Origin of the sequence: Dokdonella sp. (assembly GCF_019634775.1) — a bacterium.
Lineage (GTDB): Bacteria > Pseudomonadota > Gammaproteobacteria > Xanthomonadales > Rhodanobacteraceae > Dokdonella.
Window position 1 is genome coordinate 27687 of the sequence record NZ_JAHCAS010000003.1, and the last position, 19714, is coordinate 47400.

The 19714-nt window shown below is 67.3% G+C and carries 19 protein-coding genes; 2 read left to right on the forward strand and 17 right to left on the reverse strand.

Annotated features, from left to right (window positions below):
- The first annotated feature begins 124 nt into the window (after window positions 1-124).
- Entirely contained in the window at window positions 125-853 is a 729-nt protein-coding gene (locus KF907_RS13945) for a response regulator (protein ID WP_291221316.1), read from the forward strand.
- Here the strand turns inward: KF907_RS13945 and recO are convergent.
- The 12 genes from recO to KF907_RS14005 all read right to left on the reverse strand — a co-directional run bounded on the left by recO (window position 819) and on the right by KF907_RS14005 (window position 13343).
- Window positions 819-1529, reverse strand: a complete 711-nt coding sequence (recO, locus tag KF907_RS13950; RefSeq protein WP_291221318.1) for a DNA repair protein RecO — start codon at window positions 1527-1529, stop codon at window positions 819-821. The genes KF907_RS13945 and recO overlap by 35 nt on opposite strands.
- A gap of 12 nt (window positions 1530-1541) precedes the next feature.
- Window positions 1542-2441, reverse strand: coding sequence for a GTPase Era (gene era, locus KF907_RS13955; protein WP_291221320.1), 900 nt, complete (start codon window positions 2439-2441; stop codon window positions 1542-1544).
- Window positions 2438-3115, reverse strand: a complete 678-nt coding sequence (gene rnc / locus KF907_RS13960; protein WP_291221322.1) for a ribonuclease III — start codon at window positions 3113-3115, stop codon at window positions 2438-2440. Before rnc ends, era begins: the two co-directional genes overlap by 4 nt.
- 4 nt (window positions 3116-3119) lie before the next feature.
- Window positions 3120-3509: a DUF4845 domain-containing protein gene (locus KF907_RS13965; RefSeq protein WP_291221324.1), complete on the reverse strand. Its 390-nt coding sequence runs from the start codon at window positions 3507-3509 to the stop codon at window positions 3120-3122.
- A 14-nt stretch (window positions 3510-3523) separates the two neighbouring features.
- Window positions 3524-4435, reverse strand: a complete 912-nt coding sequence (gene lepB / locus KF907_RS13970) for a signal peptidase I (protein ID WP_291221326.1) — start codon at window positions 4433-4435, stop codon at window positions 3524-3526.
- Window positions 4436-4479: 44 nt separating this feature from the next.
- Complete coding sequence (lepA, locus tag KF907_RS13975; protein ID WP_291221328.1) at window positions 4480-6270, reverse strand: translation elongation factor 4; 1791 nt, start codon at window positions 6268-6270, stop codon at window positions 4480-4482.
- Between the two features lie 152 nt (window positions 6271-6422).
- The gene (locus tag KF907_RS13980; RefSeq protein WP_291221329.1) at window positions 6423-7856 is read right to left on the reverse strand and encodes a DegQ family serine endoprotease; all 1434 of its coding nucleotides are present in this window, start codon (window positions 7854-7856) and stop codon (window positions 6423-6425) included.
- 93 nt (window positions 7857-7949) lie between these two features.
- Window positions 7950-8915, reverse strand: a complete 966-nt coding sequence (locus KF907_RS13985; protein WP_291221331.1) for a MucB/RseB C-terminal domain-containing protein — start codon at window positions 8913-8915, stop codon at window positions 7950-7952.
- A gap of 31 nt (window positions 8916-8946) precedes the next feature.
- The gene (locus tag KF907_RS13990; protein WP_291221333.1) at window positions 8947-9594 is read right to left on the reverse strand and encodes a sigma-E factor negative regulatory protein; all 648 of its coding nucleotides are present in this window, start codon (window positions 9592-9594) and stop codon (window positions 8947-8949) included.
- Window positions 9591-10187 carry an RNA polymerase sigma factor RpoE gene (gene rpoE / locus KF907_RS13995; protein ID WP_291221335.1) on the reverse strand — a complete coding sequence of 199 codons (597 nt, stop codon included), beginning with the start codon at window positions 10185-10187 and terminating at the stop codon, window positions 9591-9593. Before rpoE ends, KF907_RS13990 begins: the two co-directional genes overlap by 4 nt.
- Before the next feature lie 91 nt (window positions 10188-10278).
- Window positions 10279-12858 (reverse strand): GGDEF/EAL domain-containing response regulator, encoded by a 2580-nt coding sequence (locus KF907_RS14000; protein WP_291221337.1) that lies wholly within the window; start codon window positions 12856-12858, stop codon window positions 10279-10281.
- Complete coding sequence (locus KF907_RS14005; protein ID WP_291221339.1) at window positions 12855-13343, reverse strand: hypothetical protein; 489 nt, start codon at window positions 13341-13343, stop codon at window positions 12855-12857. Before KF907_RS14005 ends, KF907_RS14000 begins: the two co-directional genes overlap by 4 nt.
- Window positions 13344-13472: 129 nt before the next feature.
- Here KF907_RS14005 and KF907_RS14010 point away from each other — a divergent pair, with 129 nt between their 5' ends.
- A complete protein-coding gene (locus KF907_RS14010; protein WP_291221341.1) occupies window positions 13473-15524 on the forward strand; it encodes a 3-hydroxyacyl-CoA dehydrogenase NAD-binding domain-containing protein in 2052 nt (683 codons plus the stop codon).
- A gap of 57 nt (window positions 15525-15581) precedes the next feature.
- On the opposite strand, the gene panE is transcribed toward KF907_RS14010, so the two are convergent.
- Genes panE through mltG form a run of 5 tightly spaced genes read right to left on the reverse strand, consistent with a single transcriptional unit; the run spans window position 15582 to window position 19491 of the window.
- Window positions 15582-16493, reverse strand: a complete 912-nt coding sequence (gene panE / locus KF907_RS14015) for a 2-dehydropantoate 2-reductase (protein ID WP_291221342.1) — start codon at window positions 16491-16493, stop codon at window positions 15582-15584.
- Window positions 16493-16843, reverse strand: coding sequence for a PilZ domain-containing protein (locus KF907_RS14020; protein ID WP_291221668.1), 351 nt, complete (start codon window positions 16841-16843; stop codon window positions 16493-16495). Before KF907_RS14020 ends, panE begins: the two co-directional genes overlap by 1 nt.
- A gap of 13 nt (window positions 16844-16856) precedes the next feature.
- Window positions 16857-17819 carry a DNA polymerase III subunit delta' gene (holB, locus tag KF907_RS14025; RefSeq protein WP_291221344.1) on the reverse strand — a complete coding sequence of 321 codons (963 nt, stop codon included), beginning with the start codon at window positions 17817-17819 and terminating at the stop codon, window positions 16857-16859.
- Window positions 17816-18454 (reverse strand): dTMP kinase, encoded by a 639-nt coding sequence (gene tmk / locus KF907_RS14030; protein WP_291221346.1) that lies wholly within the window; start codon window positions 18452-18454, stop codon window positions 17816-17818. Before tmk ends, holB begins: the two co-directional genes overlap by 4 nt.
- Window positions 18451-19491, reverse strand: coding sequence for an endolytic transglycosylase MltG (mltG, locus tag KF907_RS14035; RefSeq protein WP_291221348.1), 1041 nt, complete (start codon window positions 19489-19491; stop codon window positions 18451-18453). Before mltG ends, tmk begins: the two co-directional genes overlap by 4 nt.
- Window positions 19492-19714 lie beyond the last annotated feature (223 nt).

Here is a 19714-nt window from a genome sequence, read left to right on the forward strand (position 1 = left end):
GCAATCGCGCGACAACCGTACTCATCGCACCCGGGAATGCTATACAGCAGATTGCTGAAGCACCACCGCAAGCGTCATCCGCGCTCCGGTTTTCATTGCTTTGCCGCTCACACCGCCCTGCCCCATGCCCAAGGCACTCGTCGTAGAGGACAACCAGCTGACGCTGCGCTTCTTCATGGACGCGCTGGCTTCCTTCGGCATCGATGTCGTCGGCGCGGTCGATGGGCGCGAGGCGTTGGCTGCGTGCACAAGCACCGCCTTCGATCTCTTGCTTGTCGACGCGAACCTGCCGGATCAGCCTGGCACTGCCGTGCTCGCCGCGATCCGGGCCGGTGATGGTCCGTCGAGCCGTGCACCGGCGATCGCGACGACCGCAGCGGATGGCGACGCCGCTGCGCGATTGCGTGGCGCCGGCTTTGACGCGGCGGTGGGCAAGCCGGTGAGTATCGAGGTCCTGCGCGTCGCCCTTGCCGATCACATCGAACTGCATGGTCCGGCCGGCCTGCTGGACGACACCCGTGCCGCGGCGAGCGCCGGGGGCGATACCGGGATCATCGCCGCACTGCGTGGCCTGTTCGCGACCGAACTCGACACCCTGCCCGACGAACTTGCAGGGTGGGTGCGGCACAATGACCGCAACGGTCTGCGCGAACGCCTGCACCGGCTCGCCGCATCGGCCGGTTTCTGTGGCGCAGTGGCCCTTGCCGCGGCAGTCGGCAAGCTGCAGCTCATGCTCGACGAGGACTCGACCGACCTTGATATCGCGCTCACCGGTTTCCTTGCCACGGTCCGCGCGACGCGGGCGGCACTGACGGAATTCAACGCCCCGCGTCAGCCAACGCCCAGGCGTTGAGGCGGCGTCCGCCGAGCAGGTGACCGACCATGGCGCGGCTCAGACGGCGCAACTCGCCGAGCGATTCTGCGCCGGGCTGACGGTCGGCGGCGAGCGCGCGCAAGGCCATCCCGCCGACACGCACGGCATCGCGCTGGCCATGCCAACGTTCGGGTCCGGCATCCGGCCGGTACGCGTAGTCGAGATCGTCCTCGATTGGCGTTGCATGATCGTGCTCGGTGTCGAGCACGAGTGCGTAGCCGAGCTCGGCGAACAGGTCACGCTCGAAGCGGCGCAGGGTCCAGCCCTCGTGCTCACCGCCCCCGAGTCGACGCAGGCACAGCGCATATTGTTCGTACAGTGTCGGCTGCGGGTCGCCGCGCCCGGTCAGGCGCAACACGAGTTCGTTGAGGTACATCGCTGCATACAGGCGCCCGCTGGCCAGCACGAATGGCGCACCGGCTGCCTCGGCGCCGGTCAGCGTGACGAGTTCGCCTTGCCCCGCCCAGCTCAGCAGCAGCGGTTGCAGGGCTTGCAGCAGCCCGCGCGGCAAGCGCGTGCGTTCACGGCGCACGCCTCGCGCGACGAGACTGATGCGGCCGTGGTCGCGGGTCAGGCAATCGAGCAGCATCGAGGTTTCGCGCCAAGCCCGCGCGTGCAGGATCCAGGCGGGTTGGCTTTCGATGCGGGCGGCCATGGCGCCGCGCCTTCAGTCGCCGTAGCCGAACTGGCGCAGCGCGGCCTCGTCGTCGGACCAGTTTTCGCGCACCTTGACCCACAGTTCGAGGAACACGCGCGTGCCGAACAGTGACTCCATGCGCCGGCGCGCCGCGCTGCCGATCGCCTTGAGTCGTTCACCACCGTTGCCGACGACAATGCCTTTCTGCCCTTCGCGCTCGACCCATATTGCCGCGGCGATGCGCGCGAGTCCGCCTTCCTGCTCGAAGCGTTCGATCTCGACCGATGTTGCGTACGGCAGCTCTGCATCGAGGCGCAGCATGAGCTGTTCGCGGATCATCTCGGCGGCGAGGAAACGTTCGCTGCGGTCGGTCAGTTCGTCGTCCTCGTAGCGTGGCCCCCCTTCCGGCAGGTGGGCGACGATGTCGCGCAGCAGGGCCTCGTTGCCGTCACCACGATTCGCACGCAGATAGTGCACGCCAGCATAGTCCCGAGTGGCGGTGATGCCGGCTACGAACGGCAGCAGGGCCGACTTGTCGGGAAAGCGGTCGATCTTGTTGATTGCCAGCAGGCGCGGCGCGCGATGCCGCGAGACGAGCTGCCAGACTTCCTCGTCCTCGTCGGTCCAGCGCGGCGCGGCGACGACGTGGACGAGCACGTCGGCCTCGTCCGGCACCTGGCGGGCGACGCGGTTGAGCTGTCGATTGATTGCACGCTTGCCGCCGAGGTGCAGACCCGGGGTGTCGAGGAAGGCGATCTGAGCGCCGTCGAGCGTAACGATGCCGAGGATGCGGTGACGCGTGGTCTGCGGCTTCGGCGAAACGATGCTGAGCGGCGATCCGACCAGGCTGTTGAGCAGAGTGGACTTGCCGACGTTGGGCCGTCCGAGCAAGGCGACCTGGCCGAATCGGTGCGGGTGCGCGGGTTTCACGCGGTGCGCTCCGCCGTGCTGCGCGTGAGCAGCGGCAGCGCCTCGGCGAGCACGCGCTCGGCGGCCGCTTGTTCGGCGGCGCGGCGGCTCAGGCCCGAACCCTGCGCGCGCAGGCCGAGGTCCTCGACCGCGCACACCACGGCGAAAACCTTGGCGTGGTCCTCGCCCGTGCTCGAGACGAGTTCGTACGACGGCAAGGCGATTCCGTTCGCCTGCAACAGTTCCTGCAGGCTGGTCTTGGGATCCTTGGCACTGGCAATCCCGCCTTCGGCTATGCGCCTGGCGAACTGGCGGCGCACGCAGGTTCGACAGGTTTCCCAGCCGGCATCGAGGTAGATCGCCGCAACCACGGCCTCGAACGCATCGGCAAGGATCGAGTCTCGACGGAAACCACCGCTCTTGAGCTCGCCGGGACCGAGCCGCACGACATCACCGAACTCCTCGGCGCGCGCCAACTCGGCCAGCGCGGTGCCGCTGACCAACGAAGCGCGCAGGCGCGTCATCTCGCCCTCGCTGGCGCGCGGCCAGGTCTCGTAGAGGTACTCGGCGACGATCAGGTTGACCAAGGCGTCGCCGAGGAACTCGAGCCGTTCGTTGTTGCGCCGGCCGGCGCTGCGATGCGTCAGCGCCTGCTCGAGCAACTGCGTGTCGGCAAAGGCGTGGCCGAGCAGCACGTGATCAGTCGCCCGCCGCACCCGACAGGTTCACTGACTTGTCGAAGCTGGCCAGAAGATCGACGTTGTAGGCGAACGGGATGCGCCGCTCGTAGCGGATGCGCAGCACCTGGGCATTGCCCTCGCGGATGACCTGGATAGCCTGCGGCGGGATGGCATCGTCGGAGACATACTGGGTATTGAACTTCAGGCTCAAGGAGCGGCGGATCTGCTCGGGCGAGGCCTGCGCCGAGCCGGATTCGTTCTTGACCTGCTCCATCGCCTTGACCACGTTCATGTACTCGAGATACGCCGGTACCAGGCGCATCGCCAGGTAGACGAAGAAACCGACGACGACGAGCAGGATGAGGAACCCGATCAGCGTGATGCCACGTGTGCGCTGATGCAATGACATGTGACGCCCTCCGTTCATTTGATGACCGTGCCTATGCGGCTGAAATCGATGCCTTCTGTGCAGAATCTTCCCGAGCAGCTCATCCATACCACGAATGCGCGGCCGACCAGGTTCTCCTCGGGCACCATGCCCCAGACGCGACTGTCGGCGCTGGCATCGCGATTGTCGCCCATGGCGAAGTAGTGGCCCTCCGGCACCCGCCAGGTCCCCTCGGGGGTGCCGCTGTCGGTCGCCAGCGTCATCATACGATGTTCGACCTCGCCGAGCTTTTCGTCCTTGACCTGTGCTCCGGCGAAGTTGCGTCCGGGCTCGGAGGGGCCGGTGTACGGGCCGACGTAGGATTGCTCGACCTCGACGCCATTCACGTAGAGCACCTTGTTGCGATAGGTGATCTCGTCACCCGGCAGGCCGATGACGCGTTTGATGTAGTCCTGTTCGGGTGGCGGCGCATACGGCTGGAAGCAGGGGTTGCCGCTGCGCACGAGCTTGCCGCCGCGCTCGCATTGATAGCCCGGATAGCGGAACACGAAGACGTCGCCACGCTGCGGACTGCCGAGGTCGAGGATGCGCGTGTTGAGCACCGGCAGACGCAGTCCATACGAGAACTTGTTGACGAGGATGAAGTCGCCGACCAGCAAGGTCGGCATCATCGAGCCGGAAGGGATCTTGAACGGCTCGGCGATGAACGAACGGAACACCAGGATCAAGGCCAGCACCGGGAAGAACGAGCGCGCGTATTCGGTCACGACCGGTTCGCGCAGCGCTTCCTGCAGGCGCGCCTTGCGCTCGGACTCGCTCAGTGCCACCGTGGCCTCGATCTCGCTGGCCCGGCGCCTGCGTCCTGGAGCGAAGGCGAGCCTGTCGATGAGCCAGATCAGGCCAGTGGCAAACGTCAGCACCACGAGCAACAAAGGCAGGAAGTTCATGCGGTCCCCATCAGCAAACGCGGCCCGGACAGCGGGCCGCCTGGTCATTTTTCAGTCTGCAGCACGGCCAAAAAGGCCTCCTGCGGGATGTCGACACTACCGACCTGCTTCATGCGCTTCTTGCCTTCCTTCTGTTTCTCGAGCAGCTTGCGTTTGCGCGAAACGTCGCCGCCGTAGCACTTGGCGAGCACGTTCTTGCGCAGCGCCTTGACCGTCGAGCGGGCGATGATCTGCGCACCGATCGCGCCCTGGATGGCCACGTCGAATTGCTGGCGCGGAATCAGATCCTTCATGCGCTCGACCAGTTCGCGCCCCTTCCGGTCGGCCGCCGAACGGTGCAGGATCAGGCTCAGTGCATCGACGCGCTCACCGTTGATCAGCACGTCCAATCGCACCAGCGGCCCGACCTGGAAGCGGTCGAAGTGGTAGTCCATCGAGGCATAGCCGCGCGACACGGATTTCAGCTTGTCGAAGAAGTCGAGAACGACCTCGGCCAGCGGCAGCTCATAGCTGATTTGCACCTGGGTCGACAGGTAGTTGATCGAGCGCTGCACGCCACGCTTTTCTTCGCACAGTTTGATCACCGCACCAATGTGATCGGGCGGGGTGAGGATATTGGCGACGATGATCGGCTCGCGGATCTCCTCAATCATCTGTGTTGGCGGCAGCCGTGCGGGGTTGTCGAGCGAGATCACCTCGCCGTCGGTTTTGACCACTTCGTAGACGACGGTCGGCGCGGTCGAGATCAGGTCGAGGTCGTACTCGCGTTCGAGCCGCTCCTGGATGATGTCCATGTGCAGCAGGCCGAGGAAGCCACAGCGGAATCCGAAACCCATGGCTTCCGAGCTTTCCGGTTCGAAGTTGAGCGCGGCGTCGTTGAGCTTGAGTTTCTCGAGCGCCTCACGGAGCGATGGATAGTCGTCGGCCGAAACCGGGAACAGTCCGGCGAACACTCTCGGCTGCACCTTCTGGAAGCCCGGCAACGGATGCGGCGCGGGATCGGCATTGAGCGTCAGGGTGTCGCCGACCGGCGCGCCGTGCACGTCCTTGATCGACGCGGTAACCCAGCCGACCTCGCCGCCGGCGAGCTTGTTCTTGACCAAGCGCTTCGGCGTGAACACGCCGACCTGATCGACTTCGTGCCAGCGGCCGGTCGACATGACGAGGATCTTGTCCTTCGGCTTGACCTCCCCCTGCATGACCCGAACCAGCGAAACGACACCGAGGTAGTTGTCGAACCACGAGTCGATGATCAGCGCCTGCAACTTGTCGGTGTCGCGCGGCTTCGGCGGTGGGATGCGCGCAACGATCGCCTCAAGCACCTCGGTGACGCCCTGCCCCGTCTTGGCACTGATCGCGACCGCCTCGCTCGCATCGATGCCGATCACGGCCTCGATCTCGGCCTTGGAGCGATCGACATCGGCGGTCGGTAGGTCGATCTTGTTGAGCACGGGAATGACCTCGAGCCCCTGCTCGACGGCCGTGTAGCAGTTCGCCACCGACTGCGCCTCGACGCCCTGGGCGGCGTCGACGACAAGCAACGCGCCCTCGCAGGCGGCGAGCGACCGGCTGACTTCGTAGGAGAAGTCGACGTGGCCCGGCGTGTCGATGAAGTTGAGCTGGTAGGTCAGCCCGTCGCGCGCCTTGTAGGGCAGCGAAACGCTCTGCGCCTTGATGGTAATGCCGCGCTCGCGCTCGATCGGGTTCGAGTCGAGCACCTGCGCCTCCATCTCGCGCTCCTGCAGGCCGCCGCAGATCTGGATGATGCGGTCGGCCAGCGTCGACTTGCCGTGGTCGACGTGGGCGATGATCGAGAAATTTCGGATGAGGTCCATCGGATCCTGTTCGGAGCACGCGCAACGCGCCCGGCGGGCCTGCGCAAAACGCGGATTATCGCAGAAAGCCCGCCGCTTTGGCTGCACCGCAGCAGGCGCCAACAGGACGACGGGGCCGAAGCCCCGCCGTCGATGGAACATGGCCGATGGGCTCAGTCGGCGCCGGCGCGCGGCACCGTCAGGGCAATGAAGCTGGTCACATCGTTGCGGCGAACCAGCAGCATGACCGAGTCGCCCGGCTTGAGGTCCTTGACCGCAGCCTGGAACGCCGCCACCGACTTGACCGGAGTGCGCCCGACCCTCAGCACGATGTCACCCTGGCGCAAGGCGGCGCGGCGCGCGGCAGCGCCGGTGATGCGCGTGACGACCACGCCTTCGTCCTTGAGATCGAGCTGCTGGCGCTGTTCGGCGGTCAGGTCGTCGACGACGATGCCGAGCGGATTGCTGGCCTGGGCGCGTGATCCCGTGGAAGCCGCCGCGGTGACGGCGTCACGCGGGAGTTCGGCCACGGTGATCGGCAGGGTCAGGGTCTTGCCATCGCGGAAGATGGTGAGCTCGGCCTTCGTGCCGGGTGGGGTCAGGCCGACCATCGGCGGCAGGTCCGAGGAACTCACCAGTTCGCGCCCGTTGAAGGCAAGGATCACGTCGCCGACCTTGACCCCGGCCTTCTCCGCGGCACTGCCCGCGGTCAGGCTGTTGACCAGGGCGCCGCCGCTGCGCGGCAGGCCGAGCGACTTGGCCATTTCGCGGTCGACGTTCTGGATCTGCACGCCGATCATGCCGCGCGACACATGCCCCTTTTCCTTGAGCTGGCGGACCGTGTTCATTGCCACGCTCATCGGGATCGCGAACGACACCCCCATGTAGCCGCCAGTGTTGGAAAAGATCTGCGAATTGATGCCGACGACTTCACCGTCAAGGTTGAACAGCGGGCCGCCGGAATTGCCCGGGTTGATCGGCACATCGGTCTGGATGAACGGCACGTACTGCTGGCTGCGGTCGTAGCCGCGGCCGAGCGCGCTGACGATGCCATGAGTCACCGAGTGGTCCATTCCGAACGGCGAACCCACCGCCACGACCCACTGCCCGGGCTTGAGCTTGCCGGAGTCGCCGATGCTGACCACCGGCAGGCCGCTGGCCTCGATCTTGAGCAGGGCGATGTCGGTCTGCTCGTCGGTGCCGATGACCTTCGCGTCGAGTTCCCTGCGGTCGGACAGGCGCACGGTGACCTGGTCGGCGTCGCCGACGACATGATTGTTGGTCAGCACGTAGCCGTCGGCCGAGATGATGAAGCCGGAGCCGGCCGATCGGCGCTCGCCACCCTGCGGCCCGCGCGGGATCGGGCCCGGACCGAAGAAGCGGCGGAAGATCTCCGGTACGTCCTGGTCGTCGAAATCGGGGGCTTGGTTGCGCGAGGCCGCCTGCGGCGAGACGGTCGCCTGCACGTTGACGACAGCCGGGCCGTTCTTCTCGACGAGGCTGACGAAATCGGGCAGATCGGCGGCACCGACCGGCGTGCTGGCGACGGCGACTGCGCCGGCGACGGCGAGCACGGCAGCGAGTGCGCGGTTCGAGGCATTTCTCATGGTCTGCATTCCTCGGAATGGTCTGACGGGGTTGAACAGGGCGCCGGATGGGCGACGCTTGGGTGGATACACTGTTTTGAAGTCGGCCCGCGTTCAGTTGCGCTGCAGGCCCTGGCCGATCGCCTGCACGGTGGCCAGCGGCACTTCGCCGAGTACGGTGATGCGCCAGGTGTCCTCGACGCGACTGAAGACGTTGACGATGCCACGGCCGGCCAAGGTGTCGAAACCAGGTTGCGCGTCGCCGCGCGGCTCGACGTAGATCGACACCGAAGCCAGTCCGTCCGAATACACGAGATGCTCGACGCCTTCCGGGCCCTGTTTCGGCCGTCGTGCCGACACGAAGGCGAACCCTGGCGGGACCGGGTCGACACGCCAGTACGGCTTGCCGCGCACGACCAACTCGTTCGCAGGCGCGGCCGAGGTGGTACGCAACTCGGATCGCTGCGGCACGAGATCGACCTCGCTCGGCGCCGTGCCGATATCCAGCGACACGAACATGATCTGTTCAAGCGGACGACGTTCCGGATCGGTGACGACCGAACGCAGCAACAGGCGTGTGTTGCGCTCGAGCCAAAGGCGGTAGCCGTAGCGGTAGCGATCACGCGGGGTGACATCGATGACGTCAGCCGCATAGCCGGCCACCCGATCGCTGCCGGAAACGCGGATCTCGTACTGCGCATCGAGCAACGGGCGGCTGGCATCAGGAACCAATGGCACCAGACCACGACCGCTGCCGGAGAAGACTGTCGCGCTGCCGTCCGCCTGGATGCTGGTGACGTCACTGCCACTGCGGATGACTTCGCTGCGCGGGCCATTGAGGCTGACCAGGCGCTCGCGCTCGAGCGGCGCGCCGGCATGGAAGATGCGCAGGGTGTCGGTCCGACCGGAATGCTCGTAGGTGAACGAGCCCTGGTAGTCCAGCCGACGCATCGCCTCGGCCATGCCGGTCAACGCGACGCGCGCCTCGTCGGCTTCGGCTGCGGCCAGCGCGGGACTGGCAGCAAGGGCCGTCAGCGTCAAGGCCAGCCAGGCACGATGGCGCATCGGGCGCGCAGCCAACGGTGGCATCCTCCGTGCGTGCCGCATCCGCCTAGCGCCGTCCCTCCACCACCTCTTCACGGGGTGGAGGGGTCGCAGCCTGAGGCTGCGACGGCACGACAAGGAGGACATACGGCATCAATGCGGACTGGCCGACTGTACCGGCCGCGTCATAGTGCCTGACCAGATACGACTGCAGGCGCGGATCGATTGGCGCACCTGGAGCGTTGAAGCCGGCGGTCGTCGCCGACACGGGCTGGGCGGACAAAGGTTGGGCGAGCAAGGGCGCGCGGAACTCGGATGGAGCCTCGCCAAGCGTGCGCGTTGATGGCGCTGCCGGCACGCCGACCAGTGGTGCCACTCCCGGACTGGCGACCTCGCGCGGCGCGGTCAGCACGAGCGCAGCCACCGCCACCGAGGCGGCGATCGCTCCGCCGGATGCCCAGCGCAACCAGGGTGTCTGCCGCGGACGCACCGGTGCGGCTTCGCTCTCGACCTGGAGGAGGATCGCCCTGGCGAAGCCCGGCCGCAACGGCTGGCCTTCCTGTCGGCGCAGGGCATGACGGGCAACGTGCCAGCGACTCCAGCGGGTCGCAATGCCCGGATCATGGCCGGCGCGGCGCAGGAGGAACAGGGTTTCCTCGCGTGTCAGTTCACCGTCCATCAAGGCGGAGAGCTGCTCGTGGATCTGCTGGCTCATGGGCTCGGGTCCTCGTCTTCAGACAGCAACGGGCGGAGTTTCTCGTCAATCGCCTCGCGCGCCCGGAAGATGCGCGAGCGCACCGTTCCGATCGGGCAGTTCATCGCTTCGGCGATTTCCTCGTAGCTGAGCCCGTCGACCTCGCGCAGCGTGATCGCCGTCCTCAGCTCCTCAGGCAGTGCTTCGACCGTATCCGCGACGGTTCGTTCAATTTCCTGGCGAAGAAGTTCGCGCTCCGGGGTCGCGCGGTCGCGCAGTTGCGACGCACCATCGAGCTGGACTGCATCGTCGATCGTGATATCGCCGATCGGCGGACGTCGCCCCCTGGAAACGAGATGGTTCTTCGCGGTGTTGATGGCGATCTTGTAGATCCACGTATAGAACGCGCTGTCACCGCGGAACGCGCCGATCGCGCGGTAGGCCCGGATGAAGGCTTCCTGGGCGACATCCTGCGCCTCGCTCCAGTCGGACACGTAGCGGGTGACGACACTGACGAGCTTGTGCTGGTACTTGCGCACCAGCAGGTCGAACGCCCGGGTGTCACCAGCCTGTACACGCTCGACCAGCGCCTGGTCCAATTCGGTTTCGCCCATGCGGGCCTGTCTCCTTGCCTCGGACGCAGCCCAGTGTGGACAGCATCCGCGCGGAATAGTTTCACCGCCCCGCCCGATTCAACCCATACCGTCAGGTCGTACCGTCCGGGACCGCGAGGTTGCGCATCAGGCGCTCGCGCTCGACCAGAAGATTCTCCAGGCTGGCCGCCGGCAGCGGCCGGCAGAACAGATACCCCTGCAGCACCTCGCAGCCGAGCCCGCGCAGGAAATCGAGGTGGGCCTCGATCTCGACGCCCTCGGCGACGACCGAACGGTTCAGATTGTGCGCCATTCCGATGGTCGCCTGCACGATCGCCTCGTCGTCGGGGTCGACGCCGATGTTGCGCACGAAGGCCTGGTCGATCTTGATTCGATCGGCCGGGAAACGCTTGATGTAGTCGAGCGAGGACTGGCCAGTGCCGAAATCGTCGATCGAAATCTGGCAGCCAAGCTCGCGCAGCGCCTGCAAGGTCTCGAGCAGATTGGGAATCGACTTGACGCTGATGCTCTCGGTGACCTCGAGGTCGAGCAGGTGCGGCGGCACGCCGGTTTCCTCGAGCACGCTGGCGACCAGGGCCACCAGGTTCGGCTGGCGCAGCTGCAGTGGAGACAGGTTCACGCTGATGCGCAGTGGCAGCGAGAAGCGTGTCTGCCAGCGCCGTGCGTCGGCGCAGGCGGCACGCAGCACCCATTCGCCGATCGGGATGATGAGCCCGGTTTCCTCGGCGAGCGGAATGAAAAAGCCGGGACTGATCATGCCGAGCTCGGGGTGCTCCCAGCGGATCAGCGCCTCCATGCCGACGATGTCCTCGCTGCGCGTGTCGACCTGCGGCTGGTAGAACACGCGCAACTCGCCGTTGCGCTCAGCCTGACGCAGCTTGGCTTCCAGCGCGAGGCGCTGCTGGTGGGAGTCCTCGGGCACGGCGACGTAGGCCTGGTAGTTGTTGCGACCCATGCCCTTGGCCGTGTACATCGCAACATCGGCCTGCTTGAGCAGCCGCTCGCTCGTGGTCGCGTCGTCCGGGTAGAAGCTCAGGCCCAAGCTCGCGGTGATCTGCAATTCGAGGCCGCCCGGCAAGGTCAATGGCGCCTCCATCACGCGCACGATCTTGTCGGCGATGCGCATGACGTCCTCACGCTGGACGATGTGGCGCAGGATCATCGTGAACTCGTCGCCGGCGTAGCGTGCCACCGTGTCGGAAGCACGCACGCTGGCACGCAAACGCCGCGCGACCGCGACCAGCACGTGGTCACCGACATTGTGGCCGAGCGAATCATTGATGTTCTTGAAGCGGTCGAGGTCGACGAACAACACGGCGAACATCTCGCCGGTCCGGTGCGCTTCCTGGATCACCGATTCGAGTCGATCGTTGAACAGCAAGCGGTTCGGCAGGCCGGTCAACGAATCCTGCAGGCCGCGCACGCGACCCAGTTCACGCGTGCGGCGCAATTCCAGCTCCAGCGCCATCCGCTGCCCGACCACGCGCAAGGTGTCGAGCGCCGGCGTGGTCTGTGTCAGCGGCTCACGACGGGCGACGACGAGCGCGCCGAGCACGACGCGGCGCTCGTCACAAAGCGGCACTCCGAACACGCATTCGAAACGGCGCTCACGCACGAAACCATCGTCGGCACACAGCCGCCAGGCATCCGCGGCAAAGATCACCTCATCGCCGTCGAGTACGTGGCGCAAGGTCGGCTGGCGCAAGGGATCGGGCGTTTCGTCGTCCGGGCTGAAGCGATGGTAGACGACCAGCGGTTGCGTCTCGCCGGACTGGTCGGGTCGCGCCGAGACGAGGGCGACGAAATCGAGCGAGAGCCAGTCGATCAGACTGCGCATCGCGGCGTTGAGGCTCTCGTCACCGCCACCGGCCTGGCCGAGACCGGCGATGAGCGCGAGCGCCTGCTGGTAACGACCGAGCTCGCCGAGTTCACGGAACGCATAGAAGTGCACGAGGCGCCCTTCCTGCGAGGACAGCTGCACGCAGACATCGACCGGATAGGTGCTGCCGTCGGTGCGCGGCTTGGCGGCGCGGAACTGAATGCTGCCCTCGCGCGCAAGGCGCAGGCCAAGCTCACTGCGCTGGTCGGGTGACAGCAGGGCGTCGAAGCCGTCGATGCGCCCGCCAATGAGTTGTGCGCGCGCGAATCCGCTGCGCTGCACGAAGGCCGTGTTGACATCGAGCACGCGCCCGGACTTCGGATCGACCAGGGCGAGTTCGTCGAGGCTGCCATCGAAGGCGAATCGGTAACGTTCGCCGCTGTCCGACATGGCGGCATCGTGTCCCACACGCCGGCCGAGCAGCGAAGTCACGCGCGCCAGCGCCTCGGTCGGATCCACCGGGCTTGCCAGCCACGCGACCACGCCAGCCGGTTCGATCACCAGGCCCTCGCTGCCGGGACGGCGGATACCGATCACCGGTACCTCCTCCGGTGCGCGGTAGCGCCGCAGCTCCGAACAGAACGCAACCGAATCGGCCGCCTCGCCGACGAACTCGAGCAAGACGAGGTCGATGTGCGGCTCCTGTTCGAGCAGGGCGCGCGCCTGGCCGATGTCCTTGGCCGTGTAGATCGCGTCGAATTCCTGCGCATCGAGCGCGTCGAACAGGATTCGGCGGTCGTCGCGGTCGGTGGCGACGATCAGTACGGCACCGTTGCCGGTCTCGATGCTCAAGCGGTCACCCAGCGGCCGTCACGCAAGCGCGGGCGCGTGGCGGTATCACCGGCCCTGTTCATACGTTCAACGAGGGCATCGATGGCTTGTGGAAGGGCGAGCTTCTGGGCGAGGAAGACCAGCTTGCGCTCGTTGTCGGTGCGGATGCGCGCGATGCGCTGCAACAGCGCCGTGTTCGGCGGACGCACGTGTGGCTCGAAGTCGCGCAGCAGGTAGACGCCAAACTGCACGCTCTGCAGGATGAAGCGCAGCGCATCCGGGAAACGCTTCGAGCCCGGCACGCGCATCTCGCTCTCGCGCAGCGCGGCGATGCCGTTTTCCGGATCCCACAGGTACACCGACTGGCCACTGCGGATGGCCAGTTGACGGAATTGCGCGATGGTTTCGTCGACGTTCGGCGTCTCGATCCCGACCAGGTTGCCCTCGGCCTTGACGATCTGCTCGAACAGCTTCGGCGTCACCAGCAGTTCGGTGGACTCCTGCACGACCCGCGTTGCCCCGTGCCTGGTTGATCGGCGCACCATAGCCGTGTCGAAGCGCATTGACCAGAGCCGCCACCAGCCCGGATCATGGGCGTTCCCGCGCCAGCGCGTCGAGTCACCGAGGTCTCCCCCATGTTCGAAGGTCTGCGCTTCAAGCACTGGAGCAGCGAACGCGATGCGGAAGGCATCGTCGTCCTTGCCCTCGACCGTGCCGCCAGTTCGGTCAACACCTTCGCCCGCGAGGTGCTCGATGAACTCGACGAAATCCTCGAGCGCCTGTCGTTCGAGCCGCCGAAGGGCCTGGTCATCCGTTCGGCCAAGGCGGCCGGCTTCATCGCCGGCGCCGATATCCGCGAGTTCGAGGGCTACGGGCGTTCCGGGCGCGTGCTCGACGCGATCAGCCACGGCCAGCGCGTGCTAGACCGCATCGCCCGCCTGCGCTGCCCGAGCGTCGCCGCGATCCACGGCCACTGCATGGGCGGCGGCACCGAACTGGCCCTGGCCTGCCGCTACCGCGTCGCCAGCCGCGATCCGTCGACGCGCATCGGCCTGCCCGAAGTCAAGCTCGGCATCTTCCCCGGCTGGGGCGGCAGCGCGCGCCTGCCCTACCTGGTCGGTGCACCGAAGGCGCTCGAATTCATGTTGAGCGGGCGCACCGCCTCGGCCGAGAACGCGCGTGCGATGGGCCTGGTCGATGCGGTGACCTCGGCCGAACTCCTCGTCGAACGCGCCAAGGAACTGATCCGCAAGCCACCACAGCGCCCGCTCGCACAACGCGTCACGGCCTGGGCGACGAATACCTGGCTGGCGCGCCAGATCCTCGCGCCGATGGTGCGCAAGCAGACCGCGGCGAAGGCGCGACCCGAGCACTACCCTGCTCCATTCGCCCTGATCGACACCTGGCGCAAAGGTGGCGCGCTCGGCACACGCCTGCGCAACGAGGCGCGCGCCGTCGCCAAGCTTGCCGGCACGCCGACTGCGCGCAACCTGATCCGTGTGTTCTTCCTGCAGGAACGCCTCAAGGGCCTCGGCAGCGGTACCGCCCACGGCATCCGCCACGTCCACGTCATCGGCGCCGGCGTGATGGGCGGTGACATCGCCGCCTGGTCTGCGCTGCGCGGCTTCGACGTGACCCTGCAGGACCGCGAGTCCACGTACATCCAGCCCGCTCTCGAGCGCGCGCGCGACCTGTTCGCCAAGCGCCTGAAGACCGCCGACCGCATCGACCCGGCGCTGGCCCGCCTCAAGGCCGACGTCGAAGGCCATGGCGTCGCCGATGCCGACCTCGTCATCGAGGCGATCTTCGAGAACGCCGAGGCCAAGGAGGCGGTGTACCGCGCCACCGAACCGCAGATGAAGGACGACGCCCTGCTCGCCAGCAACACCTCGAGCATTCCGCTCGACGAGCTGCGTGGCGCGGTGGCCAAGCCCGCGCGCTTCCTCGGCCTGCACTACTTCAATCCGGTCGCGTTGATGCCGCTGGTCGAGATCGTGCGCCACGACGTCCTCGATGCCGACATCGAGAAGCGCGCGCTGGCCTTCTGCAAGGCGATCGACAAGCTGCCGGTGCCGGTCAAGGGCACCCCGGGTTTCCTCGTCAACCGCATCCTCATGCCGTACATGCTCGAGGCGGTGCGCCTGTACGGCGAAGGCGTGCCGGGCCCCGTACTCGACAAGGCAGCCAAGAAGTTCGGCATGCCGATGGGACCGATCGAACTCGCCGACACGGTCGGCCTCGACGTCGCCGCCTCGGTCGGGCGCGAGCTTGGTCCGTTTCTCGGCCTCGAAATCCCGCCCGGCATGGAATCGCTGCTCGCCTCGGGCAAACGCGGCAAGAAGGACGGCGAAGGCTTCTACCGCTGGGTCGACGGCAAGCCGGTCAAGCCCGAGGTCGACCCGAACTACGCCGCGCCGTCCGACATCGAGGACCGCATGATCCTGCCGATGCTCAACGAAGCCGTGGCCTGCCTGCACGACAGCGTGGTCGACGACGCCGACCTGCTCGACGCCGGCGTCATCTTCGGCACCGGCTTCGCCCCGTTCCGCGGCGGCCCGATCCAGTACATCCGCGACACCGGCGCCGATGCACTCAAGGCCCGCCTCGAACTGCTCGCCCAGCGCCACGGCGAACGCTTCACGCCGCGGCCGGGCTGGGATGATGCGGGACTGCGGGTGGAGCGGTGATGCTTGATCGGTGATCCGTAAAAGCTGCTTTTGCTCTTCCGAATCACAAATCACCAATCACAGGCCCCGCTCGTATATGCGCATGTGAGTGCACGCCGCGGCCAGCAGCGGCGTGTCGACGCCGAGTGCCTGGGCGCGGGCGAGCAGGTCGCCGAGGATGTGTTCGGTTTCGGTACGCGCGCCGCGTTCGAGGTCGCGCAGCATCGAGGCCTTGAGCGGTGAGCCTTCGGCGGTCAGGGCCGCCAGCGCTTCGACGATCAGTTCATCGGTCGGCGCATGGCTGCTGCACCGCGCGGTCTCGGCGCATTCGAGGTAGAGGCGGCGGACCAGTGCCGCACCATCGGGCGTGGCCGCGATGTCGCCGACGCTGCCACGGAACAGGCAGGTGCTGCCGGCAAGCGCGGCGATGAAGGCAAACTTGGCCCACATCGCGTCGAGGATGCGCTCGTTCTCGCGCACTTCGGCACGCATCGATAGCAGCGCATCGCGCACCGCGGCCGGTATCGCCTGTCCACCCTCGCGACGACCGAACTGCAGGCGATCGAGCGTGCCGATCTGGCGGATCGAACCATCGGATTGCAGGGCGACCGAGATATGGCAAAGCCCGCCGAGAACGCGCTCGCGGCCGAAGGCCGCATCGAGTGCGTCGAGATGGCGCAGGCCATTCAACAGCGGCAGGATGAGCGTGTCGGGACCGACCGCTGGCGCGATCGCGACGATCGCGCTGTCGAGGTCATAGGCCTTGCACGACAGGATGACGAGATCGAATCGCCCGACCGGATCGACCGCGGTGATCGCCGTGACGGGCGTGGTCGTCGTGCCCTGCGCGGTGACAAGACGCAGGCCATCACGGGCAAGCTGGGCGGCACGTGCCGGCCGCACGAGGAAGCGCAAGTCCTGGCCCGCAGCGACGAGGCGGCTGCCGAAATAGCCGCCGATGCCACCGGCGCCAAGGACCAGCGCGCGCATCACATCGTGTGCGTGGCGCGTTCCTGGCCGAGGATTCCGGCCAGGATCGTCTCGATCTTGGTGCGTGCGGCCTCGCCGTCGCTCGATTCGTTGAACTGCACGCCGATGCCGGCCGTGCGGTTGCCCTGCGCACCGGGCGGCGTGATCCACACGACCTTGCCGGCCACCGGCAGGCGATCGGCCTCGTCCATCAGCGAGAGCAGGATGAACACCTCGTCACCGGGGTTGTAGCGCTTGGTGGTCGGCACGAACAGGCCGCCGCCCTTGATGAACGGCATGTAGGCGTTGTACAGCGCGCCCTTGTCCTTGATCGCCAGCGACAGGATGCCCTGCCGTGGCATGCCCCCCATGGGAGTCGACATGTCAGGTTCTCCGCGACGACGGCCAGCCGTGCAGCAGTTCGAGCACGACGAGCTCGCTGCGCAACGGCGTATCGAGTTGTTCACGCGCCCGGTTGGCGGCGGCGAACCACGCCACTAGCTTCGGGATTTCGCCGGGATCGGTCAAGCCGAGCGGCCCGCGCGTGCCGCGCGCAAGCTGGCAGGCCTCGTCGCGCACGACCACCGCGGCATGCCAGAGGCGCTCGGCCGGGCGATCGGCGACCCAGGCATCGGCCATGGCCAGCGCGCTGCCGCCACGTCGCAGTTCGGCGAGATCGCGCGTGCAGGCGGCGCGCAGTTCGAGCGCATCGCCCTGGGCGGCGGCGAGCGCCTGGCCTGGATTGCCGAGCATGGCGACAAGCGCGGCGTCGACCTTGGCGGCAGCGACACCCTGCGTGCGCAGCCAGGCCTGCGCCTGCGCGGCCGGTGGCGCCTGCACGTCGATGCGCTGGCAGCGGCTGCGGATCGTCGCCGGCAGGCGCGTCGCGCGATCGGCCACGAGGACGATCAGCGTGCTCGCAGTCGGTTCCTCGAGCGTCTTCAGCAGGGCATTGGCCGTGCTCGTGTTCATCGCATCGGCCGGATCGATGACGGCAACCTGGCGACCGCCGAACTGGCTGGCCAGGGCGAGGCGCTGCGACAGCGCGCGGATCTGGTCGACGACGATCTCGCTGCGTACCTTGCCGTCATCGCGCGTTTCCAGGCCGACGTCGATGCGGTCAGGGTGCGAACCGGCGACGAGCAGCCTGCAGCCACGGCAATGCCCGCAGGCATGGCCGTCCATCTCGCGCGATTCGCAGAGGATCGCGCGCGCGAAGGCATCGACCAGGGCGCGCTTGCCGAGCCCGGCGGCGCCGGCGACGAGCAGCGCATGCGGCAGGCGGTCGGCGGCGAGGCGCGCGGCCAGCGAGCGCCAGGTTTCGTCGAGCCAGGGCGCCAGCGTCACTGCCCTGCCCTCCATGCCAAGACGAAGGCATCGATCGCCGCCAACGCATCGTCGCGCACGTGTTCGACCTCGCGGCTCGCGTCAATCACGCGGAAACGTTCCGGTTCCGCCGCCGCGCGTTCGCGGTAGCGCGCACGCACGCGCTCGAAGAACGCGGCCTGCTCGCCTTCGATGCGGTCGGGTTCGCCGCGCGCCTGGGTGCGTGCGAGGCCTTGCTCGACCGGCAGGTCGAGCAGCAGGGTCAGGTCGGGCCGAATGCCGGCCGCCCAAGATTCAAGTTCCGCGATGCGTTGCCCGGGCTGGCCACGCCCGCCGCCCTGGTAGGCGAAGCTGGCGTCGGTGAAGCGATCCGACAGCACCCAGTCGCCGCGCGCGAGGGCGGGTTCGATGCGCTCGCGCACGAGTTGGGCGCGCGAGGCGAACATCAGCAGCAGTTCGCTTTCCGCGCAGAGGCCGGCATGGGCGGGATCAAGCACGAGCGCGCGCACCGCCTCGCCGAGCGCGGTGCCGCCGGGCTCGCGGGTGACTTCCACGTTCAGGCCGTGCGCGGCAAGGGCATCGCGCACGGCGGCGAGCACCGTGCTCTTGCCGGCGCCTTCGCCGCCTTCGAGCGTGACCAGCGCGCCGCGGTTCATCGGCGGATCCGCCGCAGGTACTCGGCGACCGCGCGGTTGTGCTCGGCCAAGGTCGCCGAGAACACGTGGCGTCCGCTGCCGTCGCCAACGGCGACGAAGTACAGCGCATTGCCGCCGGCAGGATGCAACGCGGCCTCGATCGCCTTCGCGCCGGCCAGTGCGATCGGCGTCGGCGGCAGGCCGGCGCGCGTATACGTGTTGTACGGCGTGTCGGTGTCGAGATCGCGGCGACGGATGTTGCCGTCCCAGGTCTCGCCGAGGCCGTAGACCACACTCGGGTCGGTCTGCAGGCGCATGCCGAGCCTGAGACGACGCGCGAACACGCCCGAAATCTCGGCGCGCTCCTCGGCAATGCCGGTTTCCTTCTCGATGATCGAGGCGAGGATCAGCGCCTCGTACGGCGAGGCCAGCGGCGAACCGGGATCGCGCGCCGGCCACAGCGCATCGAGGGTCGCCCGCGTCGCTGCATGCGCGCGGCGCAATACGTCGATGTCGGCCTCGCCCTTCACCCAGGCATAGGTCTCGGGCAGGAACCAGCCCTCCGGCGAGCCGTCGATGCCGAGGCGCGCGGCGACGGTCGAGTCATCGAGGCCCGGCAGGGTCTGTTCGAGCCCGCCTTCGGCACCGAGCGCGAGGCGCAACTGGCGGAAGGTCCAGCCGTCGACGATCGTGAAACTGTGTTGGATGACGCGACCGAAGGCCATCGTCGCGAGCAGTTCGCGCGGCGTCGTGCCTGGCTTGAGCGCGTACTCTCCGGCCTGGAGTCTGGAAGAGACACCCATCTCGCGCGCGAGCAGGCGCCAGTAGAACGGCGACGCGCGGGTGATGCCTTCGCGGCGCAACTGGCGCACGAGTTCCTTGTACGGCGTGCCACGCGTGAAATCGAGCGAGCGCACCTCGGCGACCGCCAGCGGCGCGTCAGCGAAGCGCTGGAAGTCGCGCCAGGCGAATACGCCGGCAGCCGCCACGGCGGCAGCGAGGACGAGCAGGAGCAGCAGCCAGAAACGCACGCCGCCGCGGGACGTCGATGCAGGCATCGGCAAACCGGACCCAGGCAATCCAAACCCGCGCAGGGTAGCAGGATCGGCATGCCGCGGGCTCGGCTGTAGGAAACCCCTTCAGGCGTGATGCTGTTTTCCAGACATCAACGCGCTGTAGGAAACGCCTTCAGGCGTGATGCTTTTCCGGGCATCAACGCGCTGTAGGAAACGCCTTCAGGCGTGATGTTTTTCCGGGCATCGATGCGTTGTAGGAAACGCC

What these genes read in the sequence shown, in the direction of transcription:
- KF907_RS13945 (WP_291221316.1), top strand. Translation starts at nt 125, where the DNA reads ATGCCCAAGGCACTCGTCGTAGAGGACAACCAGCTGACGCTGCGCTTC.
- mltG (WP_291221348.1), bottom strand. Translation starts at nt 19,491, where the DNA reads ATGCCTGCATCGACGTCCCGCGGCGGCGTGCGTTTCTGGCTGCTGCTC.
- lepA (WP_291221328.1), bottom strand. Translation starts at nt 6,270, where the DNA reads ATGGACCTCATCCGAAATTTCTCGATCATCGCCCACGTCGACCACGGC.
- panE (WP_291221342.1), bottom strand. Translation starts at nt 16,493, where the DNA reads ATGCGCGCGCTGGTCCTTGGCGCCGGTGGCATCGGCGGCTATTTCGGC.
- recO (WP_291221318.1), bottom strand. Translation starts at nt 1,529, where the DNA reads ATGGCCGCCCGCATCGAAAGCCAACCCGCCTGGATCCTGCACGCGCGG.
- KF907_RS13980 (WP_291221329.1), bottom strand. Translation starts at nt 7,856, where the DNA reads ATGAGAAATGCCTCGAACCGCGCACTCGCTGCCGTGCTCGCCGTCGCC.
- tmk (WP_291221346.1), bottom strand. Translation starts at nt 18,454, where the DNA reads ATGAACCGCGGCGCGCTGGTCACGCTCGAAGGCGGCGAAGGCGCCGGC.
- lepB (WP_291221326.1), bottom strand. Translation starts at nt 4,435, where the DNA reads ATGAACTTCCTGCCTTTGTTGCTCGTGGTGCTGACGTTTGCCACTGGC.
- KF907_RS14020 (WP_291221668.1), bottom strand. Translation starts at nt 16,843, where the DNA reads ATGGGGGGCATGCCACGGCAGGGCATCCTGTCGCTGGCGATCAAGGAC.
- rpoE (WP_291221335.1), bottom strand. Translation starts at nt 10,187, where the DNA reads ATGGGCGAAACCGAATTGGACCAGGCGCTGGTCGAGCGTGTACAGGCT.
- KF907_RS13990 (WP_291221333.1), bottom strand. Translation starts at nt 9,594, where the DNA reads ATGAGCCAGCAGATCCACGAGCAGCTCTCCGCCTTGATGGACGGTGAA.
- KF907_RS14010 (WP_291221341.1), top strand. Translation starts at nt 13,473, where the DNA reads ATGTTCGAAGGTCTGCGCTTCAAGCACTGGAGCAGCGAACGCGATGCG.
- KF907_RS13965 (WP_291221324.1), bottom strand. Translation starts at nt 3,509, where the DNA reads ATGTCATTGCATCAGCGCACACGTGGCATCACGCTGATCGGGTTCCTC.